Source organism: Novacetimonas hansenii JCM 7643, assembly GCF_000964405.1.
GTDB lineage: Bacteria > Pseudomonadota > Alphaproteobacteria > Acetobacterales > Acetobacteraceae > Novacetimonas > Novacetimonas hansenii.
Window position 1 is genome coordinate 35,768 of the sequence record NZ_BANE01000067.1, and the last position, 14,967, is coordinate 50,734.

27 protein-coding genes are annotated in these 14,967 nt (G+C 58.8%); all 27 read right to left on the reverse strand.

Annotated elements, in window-relative coordinates; genetic code table 11:
* Positions 1-8: 8 nt before the first annotated feature.
* Positions 9-386, reverse strand: coding sequence for a 30S ribosomal protein S13 (gene rpsM / locus B7G66_RS05465; protein WP_003621070.1), 378 nt, complete (start codon positions 384-386; stop codon positions 9-11).
* Positions 387-623: 237 nt separating this feature from the next.
* Complete coding sequence (locus tag B7G66_RS05470) at positions 624-1,283, reverse strand: adenylate kinase (RefSeq protein ID WP_003621072.1); 660 nt, start codon at positions 1,281-1,283, stop codon at positions 624-626.
* Positions 1,280-2,629: a preprotein translocase subunit SecY gene (gene secY, locus B7G66_RS05475; protein ID WP_048858896.1), complete on the reverse strand. Its 1,350-nt coding sequence runs from the start codon at positions 2,627-2,629 to the stop codon at positions 1,280-1,282. Before secY ends, B7G66_RS05470 begins: the two co-directional genes overlap by 4 nt.
* Positions 2,630-2,786: 157 nt before the next feature.
* Positions 2,787-3,281 (reverse strand): 50S ribosomal protein L15, encoded by a 495-nt coding sequence (gene rplO, locus B7G66_RS05480; RefSeq protein WP_003621074.1) that lies wholly within the window; start codon positions 3,279-3,281, stop codon positions 2,787-2,789.
* A 1-nt stretch (position 3,282) separates the two neighbouring features.
* A complete protein-coding gene (gene rpmD / locus B7G66_RS05485) occupies positions 3,283-3,471 on the reverse strand; it encodes a 50S ribosomal protein L30 (protein WP_003621075.1) in 189 nt (62 codons plus the stop codon).
* Positions 3,464-4,042 carry a 30S ribosomal protein S5 gene (rpsE, locus tag B7G66_RS05490; RefSeq protein WP_003621076.1) on the reverse strand — a complete coding sequence of 193 codons (579 nt, stop codon included), beginning with the start codon at positions 4,040-4,042 and terminating at the stop codon, positions 3,464-3,466. Before rpsE ends, rpmD begins: the two co-directional genes overlap by 8 nt.
* A gap of 17 nt (positions 4,043-4,059) precedes the next feature.
* The gene (gene rplR, locus B7G66_RS05495) at positions 4,060-4,422 is read right to left on the reverse strand and encodes a 50S ribosomal protein L18 (RefSeq protein WP_003621078.1); all 363 of its coding nucleotides are present in this window, start codon (positions 4,420-4,422) and stop codon (positions 4,060-4,062) included.
* Positions 4,422-4,955 carry a 50S ribosomal protein L6 gene (gene rplF, locus B7G66_RS05500; RefSeq protein WP_040510954.1) on the reverse strand — a complete coding sequence of 178 codons (534 nt, stop codon included), beginning with the start codon at positions 4,953-4,955 and terminating at the stop codon, positions 4,422-4,424. The genes rplR and rplF overlap by 1 nt, the downstream gene beginning before the upstream one ends.
* 11 nt (positions 4,956-4,966) lie before the next feature.
* On the reverse strand, positions 4,967-5,365 hold the full coding sequence (gene rpsH / locus B7G66_RS05505; protein WP_003621081.1) for a 30S ribosomal protein S8: 399 nt from the start codon (positions 5,363-5,365) through the stop codon (positions 4,967-4,969).
* Positions 5,366-5,377: 12 nt separating this feature from the next.
* Complete coding sequence (rpsN, locus tag B7G66_RS05510; protein ID WP_003621084.1) at positions 5,378-5,683, reverse strand: 30S ribosomal protein S14; 306 nt, start codon at positions 5,681-5,683, stop codon at positions 5,378-5,380.
* 105 nt (positions 5,684-5,788) lie between these two features.
* Complete coding sequence (gene rplE / locus B7G66_RS05515) at positions 5,789-6,358, reverse strand: 50S ribosomal protein L5 (protein ID WP_040510957.1); 570 nt, start codon at positions 6,356-6,358, stop codon at positions 5,789-5,791.
* A 10-nt stretch (positions 6,359-6,368) separates the two neighbouring features.
* Positions 6,369-6,689, reverse strand: a complete 321-nt coding sequence (gene rplX, locus B7G66_RS05520) for a 50S ribosomal protein L24 (RefSeq protein WP_003621087.1) — start codon at positions 6,687-6,689, stop codon at positions 6,369-6,371.
* A complete protein-coding gene (rplN, locus tag B7G66_RS05525) occupies positions 6,689-7,057 on the reverse strand; it encodes a 50S ribosomal protein L14 (protein ID WP_003621089.1) in 369 nt (122 codons plus the stop codon). The genes rplX and rplN overlap by 1 nt, the downstream gene beginning before the upstream one ends.
* 15 nt (positions 7,058-7,072) lie before the next feature.
* Positions 7,073-7,360 (reverse strand): 30S ribosomal protein S17, encoded by a 288-nt coding sequence (rpsQ, locus tag B7G66_RS05530; protein ID WP_003621091.1) that lies wholly within the window; start codon positions 7,358-7,360, stop codon positions 7,073-7,075.
* Between the two features lie 13 nt (positions 7,361-7,373).
* Entirely contained in the window at positions 7,374-7,610 is a 237-nt protein-coding gene (gene rpmC, locus B7G66_RS05535) for a 50S ribosomal protein L29 (RefSeq protein ID WP_040510960.1), read from the reverse strand.
* Position 7,611: 1 nt separating this feature from the next.
* Positions 7,612-8,028, reverse strand: a complete 417-nt coding sequence (rplP, locus tag B7G66_RS05540) for a 50S ribosomal protein L16 (protein WP_048858897.1) — start codon at positions 8,026-8,028, stop codon at positions 7,612-7,614.
* A 53-nt stretch (positions 8,029-8,081) separates the two neighbouring features.
* Positions 8,082-8,759: a 30S ribosomal protein S3 gene (rpsC, locus tag B7G66_RS05545; protein WP_003621098.1), complete on the reverse strand. Its 678-nt coding sequence runs from the start codon at positions 8,757-8,759 to the stop codon at positions 8,082-8,084.
* Between the two features lie 3 nt (positions 8,760-8,762).
* Positions 8,763-9,170, reverse strand: coding sequence for a 50S ribosomal protein L22 (gene rplV, locus B7G66_RS05550; protein WP_003621100.1), 408 nt, complete (start codon positions 9,168-9,170; stop codon positions 8,763-8,765).
* A gap of 2 nt (positions 9,171-9,172) precedes the next feature.
* The gene (gene rpsS, locus B7G66_RS05555) at positions 9,173-9,451 is read right to left on the reverse strand and encodes a 30S ribosomal protein S19 (RefSeq protein ID WP_003621102.1); all 279 of its coding nucleotides are present in this window, start codon (positions 9,449-9,451) and stop codon (positions 9,173-9,175) included.
* Positions 9,452-9,463: 12 nt separating this feature from the next.
* The gene (gene rplB, locus B7G66_RS05560; RefSeq protein ID WP_048858898.1) at positions 9,464-10,294 is read right to left on the reverse strand and encodes a 50S ribosomal protein L2; all 831 of its coding nucleotides are present in this window, start codon (positions 10,292-10,294) and stop codon (positions 9,464-9,466) included.
* Between the two features lie 16 nt (positions 10,295-10,310).
* Positions 10,311-10,607: a 50S ribosomal protein L23 gene (locus B7G66_RS05565; protein WP_174805736.1), complete on the reverse strand. Its 297-nt coding sequence runs from the start codon at positions 10,605-10,607 to the stop codon at positions 10,311-10,313.
* A 35-nt stretch (positions 10,608-10,642) separates the two neighbouring features.
* Positions 10,643-11,257 (reverse strand): 50S ribosomal protein L4, encoded by a 615-nt coding sequence (gene rplD, locus B7G66_RS05570; RefSeq protein ID WP_048858900.1) that lies wholly within the window; start codon positions 11,255-11,257, stop codon positions 10,643-10,645.
* A gap of 12 nt (positions 11,258-11,269) precedes the next feature.
* The gene (rplC, locus tag B7G66_RS05575; RefSeq protein ID WP_048858901.1) at positions 11,270-11,953 is read right to left on the reverse strand and encodes a 50S ribosomal protein L3; all 684 of its coding nucleotides are present in this window, start codon (positions 11,951-11,953) and stop codon (positions 11,270-11,272) included.
* A 10-nt stretch (positions 11,954-11,963) separates the two neighbouring features.
* Positions 11,964-12,272: a 30S ribosomal protein S10 gene (gene rpsJ / locus B7G66_RS05580; RefSeq protein WP_007282720.1), complete on the reverse strand. Its 309-nt coding sequence runs from the start codon at positions 12,270-12,272 to the stop codon at positions 11,964-11,966.
* A 108-nt stretch (positions 12,273-12,380) separates the two neighbouring features.
* Positions 12,381-13,571 (reverse strand): elongation factor Tu, encoded by a 1,191-nt coding sequence (tuf, locus tag B7G66_RS05585; protein ID WP_048858902.1) that lies wholly within the window; start codon positions 13,569-13,571, stop codon positions 12,381-12,383.
* A gap of 93 nt (positions 13,572-13,664) precedes the next feature.
* Positions 13,665-14,141, reverse strand: coding sequence for a 30S ribosomal protein S7 (gene rpsG / locus B7G66_RS05590; RefSeq protein WP_003621106.1), 477 nt, complete (start codon positions 14,139-14,141; stop codon positions 13,665-13,667).
* Positions 14,142-14,155: 14 nt separating this feature from the next.
* Complete coding sequence (rpsL, locus tag B7G66_RS05595; protein ID WP_003621118.1) at positions 14,156-14,527, reverse strand: 30S ribosomal protein S12; 372 nt, start codon at positions 14,525-14,527, stop codon at positions 14,156-14,158.
* Between the last annotated feature and the right edge of the window lie 440 nt (positions 14,528-14,967).

The following is a 14,967-nucleotide window of genomic DNA, read 5'->3' on the forward strand; positions in this document are numbered from 1 at the left end:
CGCCCGTTTTAGCGGGCTGCCTTCTTCTTGCCTGCGATCGCAACCGCCTTACCCTTGCGGGTACGGGCGTTGGTATGTGTCCGCTGGCCATGAACCGGCAGGCCCCGACGATGGCGCAGGCCGCGATAGCAGCCAAGGTCCATCAGGCGCTTGATGTTCATCGCGACTTCACGGCGAAGATCACCTTCCACGCGATAGTCGTTGTCGATCAGTTCACGGATCTTGACGATCTCGTCATCGGACAGTTCGTTCACGCGGCGTTCGCCGGGGATCGAAAGCTTGTCACAGATCGTCTGGGCCTTCGTCGCCCCGATACCATAGATATAACGCAGGGCAATCGTTACCCGCTTGTTCGTTGGGATGTTCACGCCGGCAATACGCGCCACGCCACTTACTCCTCGTCCGCCCGTCCGCGACGGGCACTCACATTTCGGCAGGGCTGCTTCACGCCATCGGGTTACAACCCGGAGCGCCGTGAACATACCGGATAAAAACCGGCCAACCCCATCATCAATTCCAGTTGGTCATACCAGTGCTGCGTGGCCGATCAACGACTCACGCGGCACTCATACCTTGAGGGCGCGGAATATACCCGCCAGCCCATCCAAGTCAATTATTCTGCATCACTTTTTCGTGATACCATCGACAGCAGCAAAGACCTGCTTCGTCACATCGTCGATATCCGCCATGCCATCAATGCGGCACAGACGTCCATGCCCCTCATAATATGGCAGGATTGGCGCTGTCTGCTCTCGGTATGCCTTCAGGCGTGCCGCCACGGTTTCCCTGCGATCATCCTCACGGCGCACAAAATCGTGCCCACCGCAGACATCACATGTACCTTCGACCCTGGGCCGCTTGTACAGGTCATTATACCCCTCACCACATTTGGCGCAGGTAAAACGTCCAGCAATCCGATCAGCCAACGCATCCTCATCCACATCAAGCAGAAGAACGAGGTCGATATGGCGACCTGTCTTCTTCAACATGGAATCGAGTGCTTCGGCCTGGGCACGCGTCCGGGGGAATCCATCAAGGATAAACCCACGGGCGCAGTCCGGACGGTCGATACGCGCCTCAATCAGGGCGATGATCAGGTCATCGGGCACCAACTGCCCCGATGCCATGACGCTCTTCACCTTCTTGCCCAGCGGGCTGTCCGCCGCGACTTCCGCGCGCAGCATATCGCCCGTGGAAATCTGCGCGATCCCGTAATGGGCCTCCAGCAGTTTCGACTGGGTCCCTTTTCCGGCCCCCGGCGGCCCAAGAAAAATTATATTCACCGGAATTTACCCTTCCTGCCACGCGCCTTGCGCATAAGCCCTTGATACTGATGCGCAACGAGATGGGACTGGATCTGCGTAACCGTATCGATTGTCACCGTCACAATGATAATCAGGCTGGTCCCACCGAAATAGAACGGCACATTATAATGGCTGATCAGGATTTGCGGCAGCAGACAGACCGCCACCAGATACATCGCACCGATTGTCGTAATGCGCGTCAATATCCGGTCAAAGAAGACTGCTGTATTCGCCCCTGGACGGATGCCCGGGACAAAGCCCCCCTGCTTGCGCAGATTTTCCGCCGTTTCCTGCGGATTGAACGTTACAGCCGCATAAAAATAGGAAAAGAACACGATCATGGCAGCATAGAACAGCATATAAAGCGGCTGTCCCTGCCCCAATGACTGCCCCAGGAACGACAGCCACCCCGGAAGGGCGCTATTGTTCATAAAGCCCGCGATCGTCACGGGAATAAGCAGGACGGACGAGGCGAAGATCGGCGGAATCGAGCCCGCAGTATTGACCTTCAGCGGCATATGCGTGGAGTCGCCACCAAACATCCGCTGTCCAACCTGACGTTTGGGATACTGGATCACCACACGCCGCTGCGCCAGTTCCATGAATACGATGAAGGCAATCGTAATCGCCGCAAGAGCGAGGAATACCAGCACGAAGAATGGTGAAAGCGCCCCGGTATAGCCAAGCTGGAACAGGCTTGCCAACGCATTGGGCAGGTTCGCCACGATACCGGCGAAGATAATCAGGGAAATCCCGTTCCCCACGCCGCGCGACGTAATCTGCTCGCCCAACCACATCAGGAACATCGTGCCGCCCACCAGCGTCAGCACACACGAGACAATAAAGAACATGCCCGGGGAAATGACCGCCGATCCGGCTTCTGTGTGCATATTCTCCAGCCCGATGGCAATCCCATAGGCCTGGAACAACGCAATCGCGACCGTCAGATAGCGCGTATATTCATTCAGCTTGCGACGCCCACCTTCACCCTCTTTCTTGAGGGCCTCCAGCGACGGGATTGCTGCCGACATCAACTGCACAATGATGGATGCACTGATGTAGGGCATGATATTCAATGCGAACACGGTCATACGCCCAAGCGCACCACCCGTGAACATGTCGAACATGCCCAGAATACCACCCTGATGCCGGGCCAGCAGTTGCCCCATAACCGTCGCATCGACGCCAGGAACTGGAATATAGGTGCCAATCCGATAAACGATCAGCGCGCCCAGAGTAAACCAGATGCGCTTTTTCAATTCCGTTGCATTGGCAAACGAATTGAAATTCAGATTGGCAGCCAGCTGTTCGGCCGCGGAGGCCATGCGCCCATCCTTTCACAAGAACAGCGTCACCACATTAAAGCGGGACGCTGTCATGATAAAAACCTGTTAAAAATAATAAAGCGATGCGCCTGCAGAGTGCAAGACGCATCGCTTTCATTATTCTGGTATGGGGGAGATGGAACAGTCCCCCATCCAGTCATTTCGCAGGAGCAGCAACCGCCTTGGCGGCCTTTTCCTTAACCTGCACCTTGCCACCGGCCTTTTCGACCGTAGCAATGGCACTGGCCGATGCGCCGGAAACTTCGATGGTCACACCATGACGAAGCTCGCCATTGCCCAGAAGACGGACACCAGCCACATTCGTTGCCTTGACCAGTCCAGCCTTGCGCAGGGCTTCTTCGGTGACAGGGGCCTTGGCATCAATCTTGCCAGCCTCAATCGCCTTGTCCAGCACATCGAGATTCAGGATCGCAAATTCCTTGCGGAAGATGTTCTTGAATCCACGCTTGGGCAGACGGCGATACAGCGGAAGCTGACCACCTTCAAAACCATTGAGCGACACGCCGGAACGCGCCTTCTGGCCCTTGACGCCCTTACCCGATGTCTTGCCCTTGCCAGAGCCGATACCGCGCCCCAGACGCTTCTTCTGGTAGCGGGCACCTTCGTTATCGCGCAGTTCGTTGAGATTCATCTCAATTCTCCACCTTCACAAGGTGGGCGACCTTGTTCACCATTCCGCGCACCGAAGGAGTATCCTCCAGTTCGCGGGTACGGCCGATCTTGTTAAGCCCCAGACCGATCAGCGTAGCCTGCTGACCCGGCTTGCGCCCGTTGCCAGACTGGATCTGGGTGATCTTGATGGTTCCCTTTGCCTCAGACATCTGCACCAGCCTCCGCTGACGCAGTCACCTCACGGCGACCAAGGATATCGGAAACCTTCTTGCCACGGCGGTTTGCCACCGAACGCGGGCTTGCGCAGCGTTCCAGGGCGGCAAAAGTCGCCTTGACCATGTTGTGCGGGTTCCGGGTGCCCAGTGACTTCGCCACGACATCATTGATGCCCAGGCTTTCGAACACTGCGCGCATCGGGCCACCAGCGATAATGCCCGTGCCGGCATCAGCCGAACGCAGCACCACCTTACCGGCACCGAAATGACCCGCCACATCATGATGGAGGGTACGACCCTCCTTCATGGGGACACGGATCATCGCGCGCTTGGCGCGATCTGTCGCCTTGCGGATTGCCTCGGGAACCTCACGGGCCTTGCCCGCGCCGAACCCTACGCGCCCCTTCTGGTCACCAACGACAACCAGTGCGGCAAAAGCGAAGCGACGACCACCCTTGACGACCTTTGCCACACGATTGATCGTGACCAGCTTGTCAACGAGATCATCGCCTTCGCGATCACGATCGCGGCCGCCCCGGCCGCCTTCTCTCGGTTCACGTGCCATTGTGCGTGCCCCTTTCGTCAGAACGAGAGACCGCCCTCACGGGCAGCCTCCGCCAGGGCCTTGATGCGCCCATGATACAGATACGAGCCGCGATCGAACACGACCTTCGACACACCCGCCGCAACCGCACGTTCGGCAAGCAGCTTGCCAACGGCACCAGCCGCGGCAATGTCTGCGCCATTTTTGTGGGCGCTGCGCAGATCCTTCTCGATGGAAGAAGCTGCCGCAAGCGTGCGACCGGCGACATCGTCGATCACCTGCGCGTAAATATTCTTGCCCGACCGGAACACCGAAAGGCGCGGCCGTCCGCCACTCTTGCGGCGAAGCTGGAAGCGAAGACGCTGACGGCGCCGCTCCCGCAGATCCTGCTGCGCGCTCATTATTTCTTCTTACCTTCCTTGCGACGGATGGTCTCCGTTTCATAACGGACACCTTTGCCCTTATAGGGCTCGGGCTTGCGGAAGCTGCGGATATCAAGCGCAACCTGGCCAACACGCTGCTTGTCGATCCCTTCGACAGTAACAGCGGTCGGACGCGGGGTCGTGATCTTGATGCCAGCGGGGATTTCATACACGATATCGTGCGAATATCCGAGATTCATGACAAGATTCTTGCCCTGAACCGCCGCACGATAACCCGTGCCGCTGATCTCCAGCGTCTTGGAGAATCCTTCGGACACTCCCTTGACCATGGTCGCGATCAGCGAACGTGTCGTGCCCCACATCATGCGGGCCTGCGCCTGCGTTCCGACGGGCTTGACCGAAACCTTGCCATCCGCAATTTCAGCTTCGATGTGGTGCGACAGAGGCAGCTTCAGCTCACCGAGCTTGCCTTTTGCCGTCAGCACACCATCAGCGATGGAAACCTGAACTCCCGACGTAATCTCGACGGGATATTTGCCAACTCTCGACATTCATCCCTCCTTTAGAATACGCGGCAGAGAACTTCGCCGCCAACATTGGCAGCGCGCGCTTCCCCATCCGACAGGACACCACGCGGGGTCGACAGGATCGACACACCCAGCCCGGCATACACCCGCGGCAGTTCCTTGATCTTGGAATACACACGGCGACCCGGCTTGGAGACGCGGTGGATTTCCTTGATCACGGGTTCGCCATCAAGATACTTCAACTCGATACGCAGCTGAGCCACACCCTTGCGCAGTTCTTCCTTGGAAAAACCACGGATATAACCCTCACGGCGCAGTGCCTCGAGTACATTTGCACGCAGCTTTGACGCAGGTGCGACGCATGCCGCGTGACGCGCACGCTGGGCATTGCGGATCCGGGTGAGCAGATCACCCAAAGGATCAGAAAGTGACATCGTTCCCTGCCCTTACCAGCTCGATTTGACCATACCCGGGATCTGGCCATTGGAGGCCAGGTCGCGCAGGGCGATACGGCAGAGTTCGAACTTTCTGTAATTGGCGCGGGAACGCCCCGTCAACTTGCACCGCAGACGAACGCGCACGCGCGATCCGTTTCGCGGAAGTTCAGCAAGCTTCAGCGACGCATCAAAACGATCCTCAACCGGCAGAGAGCGGTCCATGATGATGTTTTTCAATGCTGTCCGCTTTGCCTTGTCCCGTGCTGCCATGCGCTCGCGCTTGACATTCCGGTTTACGGCGGAAATCTTGGCCATGCCTTGTTTTATCCTCCGGAACCTGTCGGGCCATTCCCAACGGTTTTCCAAACTACGTGTGTCTTAGGTCTTCCGGGCTTCCAGTGAAAGCCCCTCTCGCAACTTTTATGCTGCGAAGGGCAGATCGAACGCCTTCAGAAGAGCCTTGGCTTCAGCATCGGTCTTCGCGCTTGTCACGAAGATGATGTCCATGCCGCGAATATCGTCGACCTTGTCGTACTCGATTTCCGGAAAGACGATCTGTTCCTTCAGGCCCATGGCAAAGTTGCCATGCCCGTCAAAACCCTTGTTCGCCGGCAGGCCGCGGAAATCGCGGACACGCGGCAGGGCAATCGTCACCAGACGGTCAAGGAATTCATACATCTGCGCACGGCGCAGTGTAACCTTGCATCCAATCGGCAGACCTTCACGGATTTTGAAGCCCGCGATCGCCTTTTTCGCAACCGTCTTGACTGGCTTCTGACCCGCGATAAGGGTCATTTCCTGAAACGCGGCATCCAGTTTCTTCTGGTCGCCCGCAGCTTCACCGACACCCATATTGAGAACGATCTTCTCAAGGGCCGGAACCTGCATCACGTTCTTGTAACCGAACTCCTCGCGCAGTTTCGCGCGCAGTTCGTCATTGTAACGCTGCTGCAGGCGCGGCACCGAGCGGGTTACGTTAGCTTCTGACATACCCGCCTCCTCAGCCTTCGATGACTTCGCCGGTCGCCTTGGCGACACGAACCTTGCGACCGTTTTCCAGAACGCGATAACCGACACGCGTCGGATCACCGCTCTTGGGATCGATCAGCTTCAGGTTGGACAGGTGAACCGGCATCTCCTTCTCGATGATGCCTCCCTGCTCACCCATGCGGCTGGGGCGTGTATGACGCTTCGCAATCGCGACGCCGCGCACGATGGCCTTTTCGGCCGTCGGCAGCACGGTCACGACTTCACCGCGCGTGCCGCGCGACGAACCGGTGATGACCAGGACCTGATCGCCCTTCTTGATACGTGCGGCCATTACAGCACCTCCGGCGCCAGCGAAATGATCTTCATGAACTTGCGCGCACGCAGCTCACGCACGACCGGGCCAAAGATACGGGTTCCGATCGGTTCCTGCTGCTTGTTGATCAGCACGGCGGCATTGCGGTCAAAGCGGATGGCGCTGCCATCAGGACGACGCACGGGATAGGACGTACGGACGATCACCGCCTGGTGCACATCACCCTTTTTGACCTTGCCGCGGGGAATCGCTTCCTTGACGGACACGACAATCACGTCGCCGACCGAGGCGGACTTCCGCTTGGAACCGCCCAGCACCTTGATGCACTGCACCTGACGCGCGCCGGAATTGTCGGCGACGTCAAGGTTGGTCTCGGGATGGATCATGCTCTATGCCCTTCTTTACGCCTGTGCGCCAGACTGGACCTCGGTCGCCGGGGCCGCCACCAGGGGGGCACCATTGCGAACCACGACGGTCCAGGTCTTGCGCCGGGAAATGGGGCGGCATTCTTCAATGCGCACCGTATCCCCGATCTTGCATTCATTCAGCTGATCATGCGCCGCGTACTTCTTCGAACGGCGAATGAACTTCTTGTACAGCGGATGGATGATGCGACGATCGACAAGAACGGTAACCGTCTTGTCCATCTTGTCGCTGGTCACCCGTCCGGTCAGGACGCGCCTTGGCATCGCCCGTCTCCCTTCAGGACTTGACTGCCGGCGTAGTACCGGCAGCGATCTTCTTCAACGCCTCAGACGCAATCGTCTTGACGCGGGCAATCTCGCGACGCACCGCACGCATACGCGACTGCCCTTCGGTCTGGCCGGTTGCATGCTGGAACCGAAGATTGAACTGCTCGCGCTTCAGATCAATGAGAAGCGTATCCAGTTCTTCAACAGTCTTGGCACGCAGATCGGCCGGCTTGCTTGCCTTTGCCATCTCACGCGTCTCCAATACGGGTCACAAACTTCGTCTTGATCGGCAGCTTTGCCGCACCCAGAGCCAGCGCTTCACGCGCGACTTCGGGTGACACGCCTTCGATCTCGAACAGGATACGACCCGGCTTCACTCGGGCCACCCAGTATTCAGGCGACCCCTTGCCGGAGCCCATACGCACTTCTGCGGGCTTTGTCGAGACCGGAAGGTCAGGAAAAATCCGAATCCACACGCGACCCGCACGTTTCATCGCACGGGTAATGGCCCGACGGGCCGCTTCGATCTGACGGGCGGTAATCCGTTCCGGCTGCAGCGCCTTGAGGCCAAAGGCCCCAAAGTTCAGGGTCGTCCCGCCTTTCGCCAGTCCATGAATGCGGCCCTTGTGGGCCTTGCGGAACTTTGTCCGCTTGGGAGAAAGCATTGTTTCAAATCCTCAGCGCCGCCTGGCGCACTCTGGTCCCTATTCCCCGCAGATCAGCGCTGCGGGGCCTGCTCGGCGGCGCGACGATCCTGCGCCAACGGATCATGGGCAAGAATCTCGCCCTTGAAGATCCACACCTTCACACCACAGGTGCCATAGGTCGTCTTTGCCGTCGCCACACCATAATCAATATCGGCGCGCAGCGTATGCAGCGGCACGCGTCCTTCGCGGTACCATTCGACACGCGCGATTTCGGCGCCACCCAGACGACCGGAACAGTTGATCCGGATGCCCTGTGCGCCAAGACGCATGGCGGACTGCACGGCGCGCTTCATGGCGCGACGGAAGGCAACACGACGTTCAAGCTGCTGCGCGATATTATCAGCCACCAGCGTCGCATCGATTTCCGGCTTGCGGATCTCGACAATGTTCAGCGCAACATCGGTCTTCGCCATACGGGTCAGATCCTTACGCAGCACGTCGATATCCTGCCCCTTCTTGCCGATGACGACACCCGGACGCGCGGCATAGATCGTCACGCGGGGCTTCTTGGCCGGACGTTCGATCACGACACGCGACACGCCAGCGCCAGACAGCTTGCGACGCAGGTAGGAACGCAGCTTCAGGTCATCATGCAGCAGACGGGCATAATCGGCATCCGCATACCAGCGGCTGTCCCAGGTGCGATTGATGCCGAGCCGCAGCCCGATCGGATTGACTTTATGTCCCATGGATCAGGCCGCCTTCTTTCCGGTTGCCGCTTCTGCCTCGGGCTGACGCTCTGCCACGATGATCGTCAGATGGCTGAAAAACTTTTCGATGCGGGCCGAACGGCCACGGCCACGGGCGTGGAAACGGCGCATGACGATCGACTTGCCAACTTCCGCACGCGCCACGACCAACTGGTCAACATCCAACTGGTGGTTGTTCTCGGCGTTCGCGATGGCGCTTTCCAGCGTCTTCTTCACCTGCTGTGCAATGCGACGCTTGGAGAATGTCAGCGTCGCAACAGCCTGTGCGGCAGGCTTGTTGCGGATCAGACCCGCAACAAGGTTCAGTTTACGCGGGCTGATGCGGATGTTCCGCGTAGTGGCCTGCGCTTCGGTTTCCGCGAGCGTGCGCGGATGCTTAGGCTTGCTCATGATCAGCCCCGCTTCGCTTTCTTGTCCGAGGAATGACCCGTAAAGGTGCGGGTCGGCGAAAATTCACCGAACTTGTGCCCGACCATGTTCTCGGTCACCTGCACGGGCAGGAACTTGTGCCCGTTATAGACGCCAAACGTCAGTCCCACGAACTGCGGCAGGATGGTTGAGCGACGCGACCAGATCTTGATCACTTCGTTACGGCCCGACGCGCGCGACGCATCGGCTTTATTCAGTAGATACCCGTCCACGAACGGGCCCTTCCAGACGGAACGTGCCATCTTGTATGCCCCTTACTTGCCGGTCTTCCGGCGACGGATAATCAGACTGTCCGTACGCTTGTTGACCCTGGTCTTGTAACCCTTTGTCGGCTTGCCCCATGGCGTAACCGGATGACGACCGCCCGAAGTCCGGCCTTCACCACCACCATGCGGATGGTCGACCGGGTTCATGACAACGCCACGGTTATGCGGACGACGGCCGAGCCAGCGGGCGCGACCTGCCTTACCCATATGCTGGTTCATGTTGTCCGGGTTGGACACCGCACCGATCGTCGCCATGCACTCGGCACGCACGACACGCAGTTCACCAGACTGCAGCTTGATCTGGGCATAGCCCATATCCTTGCCGACCAACTGTGCATAGGTGCCAGCCGAACGGGCGATCTTCCCACCAGCACCGGCCTTGAGCTCGATGTTGTGGATGATCGTGCCCACCGGCACCGCCGACAACGGCATCGCGTTGCCAGGCTTGATGTCCGCACGCAGGCCGGACACCACCTGATCACCCGCCTGCAGACGCTGCGGCGCAATGATATAGGCGAGTTCACCGTCAGCATACTTCACCAGTGCGATGAAAGCCGTGCGGTTGGGATCATATTCCAGACGCTCCACCGTGCCGACAACGTCGAACTTGCGACGCTTGAAATCGACATAGCGATAGGACTGCTTATGACCACCACCGATGAAACGCGAGGTGGTGCGGCCGTGGTTATTACGACCGCCGCTCTTGTTCTTGCCCTCGGTCAGCCCTTTGACGGGCTTGCCCTTCCACAGCTCCTTGCGGTCGATCAGGACCGTTCCGCGCAGGCTGGGGGTAACCGGGTTAAAGTGCTTCAATGCCATTTCTTGTCACCCCGCGTCAGGACAGCTTGGCGGTCAGGTCAATGGACTGACCATCTGCAAGCTGCACAAACGCCTTCTTCACATCAGACCGCTGGCCGGGACGTCCCTTGAAGCGCTTCGCCTTGCCCTTCTGGATCAGGGTGTTCACACCCAGAACCTTGACGCCAAACAGTGTTTCCACCGCGACCTTGATCTCGAACTTCGACGCACCGGAAGCGACCTTGAAACCAACCTGGTTCTTTTCAGACAGGGCGGTCGCTTTTTCCGTGATCAGCGGCGCACGAATGATGTCATACATCGCCTCACGCGACATACGTTCCGCCTTTTTGCGGAGAGCGAGGATGTTGGTCATGCCAGACGCTCCTTCAGACCCTCAAGCCCGGCGCGCGTAATCGCCAGCACTTCGTGATTGAGGATGTCATAGACATTCGCACCGATGGTCGGAAGGATATCGATCTTCGGCAGGTTGCGTGCCGCCCGACCGAAGTTTTCCTCAACCGCGGCATCCACGATCAGCGCGGACTTCCAGCCAAGCACCTTCAGCTTCTTCGCCAGTTCGGAAGACTTGCCCGATGCCGTGGCGGCGTCGAGCACCACCAGCTTGCCTTCGGCAGCCTTCTGCGACAGCGCTGAAATCAGGCCCAGGCGACGCACCTTCTTGGGCAGGTCATAGCCATGGTCGCGCACGACCGGCCCATGAACCACGCCACCAGTACGGTACTGCGGTGAACGCAGCGACCCCTGACGGGCGCTACCCGTGCCCTTCTGCCGATAGGGCTTCTTGGTCGTGCCGGAGACTTCCCCCATGCCCTTGACCTTATGCGTGCCCGCACGGCGCTTCGCCAACTGCCAGTGAACGACGCGGGCCATGATGTCGGCACGCGGCTCAACCTTGAAAATCTCGTCGGGAAGCGTTGCCGTACCGGCGCTTCCGTTCTCGAGGGTTTTGATCTCGTAATCCATTGCCCTCTATCCTCAGCCCGCTACCTGGGCCAGGGCGGCCGGATACGGCACCTCGGCATGACGGGGCTTCTTGATCGCATCACGAACCAGAATCAGCTCATTCTTGCCGCCCGGGACGGAGCCGCAGATCATCAGCAGATTCTTCTCGGCATCGACGGCGGCCACTTCCAGATTCAGGGTGGTGACGCGTTCCGAACCGAGATGTCCGGCCATTTTCTTGTTCTTGAAGACCTTGCCCGGATCCTGACGATTACCCGTCGATCCGTGCGAACGGTGACTGATCGAGACACCATGCGAGGCTTCGAGACCGGCAAAGTTCCAGCGCTTCATCGCGCCGGCAAACCCTTTACCCTTGCTGGTGCCGGTCACATCCACTTTCTGCCCAACGACGAAGTGAGCGGCAGAGAGCGTGGCGCCAACTTCCAGAACGGCATCATCTGCCACCCGGAATTCCACCAGCTTCTTCTTCGGCTCCACCTTCGCCTTGGCGAAATGGCCACGGCACGGCTTCGTTACATTCTTGACCTTGGCCTTGCCCGAACCAAGCTGGACAGCTGAATAGCCATCACGCTCCTGGGTGCGGACATCAACCACCTGCAGGTCATCAACCTGCAGGACAGTCACCGGCACATGTGTGCCGTCTTCCTTGAACAGCCGGGTCATTCCCAGCTTTTTTGCGATCAATCCGGTGCGCATCGTCTGGACCTTAGAGTTTAATCTCGACATCCACGCCAGCGGCGAGGTCGAGTTTCATGAGTGCGTCCACGGTCTGCGGGGTCGGCTCGACAATGTCGAGCAGCCGGCGATGGGTCCGAATTTCGAACTGCTCGCGGCTTTTCTTATCCACATGGGGAGAACGGTTGACAGTGAACCGTTCGATATGCGTCGGCAGCGGGATAGGACCCCGAACCCGCGCACCCGTACGCTTCGCCGTATTGACGATCTCTTTTGTGCTGTTATCGAGCACCCGATGATCGTACGCCTTCAGGCGAATGCGGATGTTCTGGTTGTCCATCTTTCTGTTTCAGTCCAACTTTAACTGGTTCGGGGGAACCCGATCCGCCAATGATATCCCCGGCCAGATCACTCTGACCGGGGGCATCATCACTTCAGTTACTTACAATCACGCAGTGATCGAAGCGACCACGCCTGCACCGACCGTACGGCCACCTTCGCGAATAGCGAAGCGCAGGCCTTCATCCATGGCGATCGGGGCGATCAGTTCAACATCCATGGCGACGTTATCACCAGGCATGACCATTTCCGTGCCTTCCGGCAGGTGAACAACGCCAGTGACGTCGGTTGTGCGGAAATAGAACTGCGGACGATAGTTGGTGAAGAACGGCGTGTGACGGCCACCCTCTTCCTTCGTCAGGATGTAGGCTTCAGCCTTGAACTTCGTGTGCGGGGTGATGGAACCCGGCTTTGCCAGGACCTGACCACGCTCCACGTCTTCACGCTTCGTGCCACGCAGCAGCGCACCGATGTTGTCACCAGCTTCACCGCGATCAAGCAGCTTGCGGAACATTTCGACGCCCGTCACCGTGGTCTTCTGCGTCGGACGCAGACCAACGATTTCGATTTCGTCGCCCACGTTCACGGCGCCACGTTCGACACGGCCCGTCACCACGGTGCCACGACCGGAGATCGAGAACACGTCTTCGATCGGCATCAGGAACGGACGGTCAATCGGACGCTCCGGCTGCGGGATATATTCGTCAACAGCGTTCATCAGGTCGAGAACACGGTTTTCGCCAACTTCCGGATCGCCATCTTCCAGCGTCACCAGGGCCGAACCCTTGACGATGGGGATATCGTCGCCGGGGAACTGATAAGCGGACAGAAGTTCGCGAACTTCCATTTCCACCAGTTCCAGCAGTTCCGGGTCATCAACCTGGTCGACTTTGTTCAGGAAGACAACCAGGGCCGGAACGCCAACCTGGCGGGCCAGCAGGATGTGTTCACGCGTCTGGGGCATCGGGCCGTCAGCGGCCGACACAACCAGGATCGCGCCGTCCATCTGCGCCGCACCCGTGATCATGTTCTTCACATAGTCAGCGTGACCGGGGCAGTCGACATGGGCGTAATGACGCTTTGCCGTTTCATACTCAACGTGAGCGGTGGAGATCGTGATACCACGGGCGCGCTCTTCCGGCGCCGCGTCGATCATGTCGTACGCCTTGAACTCCGCACCGCCGCTCTTGGCGAGCGTCTTGGTGATAGCAGCGGTCAGCGAGGTCTTGCCGTGATCGACGTGACCGATCGTGCCGATGTTGCAGTGCGGCTTATTCCGCTCAAATTTAGCCTTTGCCATCGTTTTCTCCGTTACTTCGGCCTCATGCCGAAAGTCGGGTTAGAAAGTTCCGTGTCGGAAGCCGAGCCGGTGAATATACCGACCTGACGCCCTTTACCAGCGGTAATGACTGAACGCCTTGTTGGCTTCTGCCATGCGATGCGTATCTTCGCGCTTCTTGACGGCGGCACCACGGTTGTTGACCGCATCCAGAAGCTCGTTCGACAGGCGTTCCTGCATCGTGTTTTCGCCCCGCTTGCGCGACGCGTCGATCAGCCAGCGGATCGCAAGCGCCTGACGACGCTCGGCCCGGACTTCGACCGGAACCTGGTAGGTCGCACCACCAACGCGGCGCGAACGCACCTCGACGGCAGGCTTCACGTTATCCAGCGCACCGTGGAACAGCACAACCGGATCAGCAGCAGCCCCACCGCGACGACGCAGCACCTCAAGGGCGCCATAGACGATCCCTTCGGCGGTGGACTTCTTGCCGTCGTACATCAGGGCGTTCATGAAACGCGTGATGACGACATCACCAAATTTCGGATCGGGAAGAATCTCGCGCTTAACAGCGCGATGACGGCGACTCATGCCTGATATTCCTTTTACTTAGGACGCTTCGCGCCATAGAGCGAGCGACGCTGACGACGCTTGGCGATACCCTGGGTATCCAGAACGCCGCGCAGAATGTGATATCGCACGCCAGGAAGATCCTTGACGCGACCGCCGCGGATCAGGACGACACTATGTTCCTGAAGGTTGTGGCCTTCACCCGGAATATAGCTCACAACCTCATAACCGTTCGTCAGGCGCACCTTCGCAACCTTACGCAGAGCCGAGTTCGGCTTCTTCGGTGTGGTTGTGTAAACACGAGTACAAACGCCACGCTTCTGCGGACATCCCTGCAGGGCAGGTACCTTGTTGCGTTTGGCTGCGGGCTCGCGGCCTTTCGCGATCAACTGGTTGATGGTCGGCATACGCCTTTCCCGATCCTTACAAATTTCGGCCGGCCAACCCCAAAGTCTGGTTGCCGACTGTCGTTCACAACAAAACCCCAACGAATGAAGATCATTCGGTCGGGCATCATATATGCATCCGGCCTTGGCCGCCCGATTCCCGGGTGGCGGCACCGCATGCGAGCATGCTGCATTCGACGGCCAACGACGTCATTCAGACAGGGCTAGCCGAGGGCGCGGAACCTACGAAGAGAATGGCTTGAAGTCAAGCCTTTGCTCAGGATTCGGCCATGCATGCAGCATGGCCATTCCGCATGGGGTATGAAAACACCCCATTACAATATGAAACGGGATGATTCGGCGTTCCATGCACCGAGTCCCGAATCGGAATCCGCCAGATTGCAGACCCCGATGCAGCATTAGACCGGCGGGTGGGGCGCCACATGGCCCCCACCCGCACA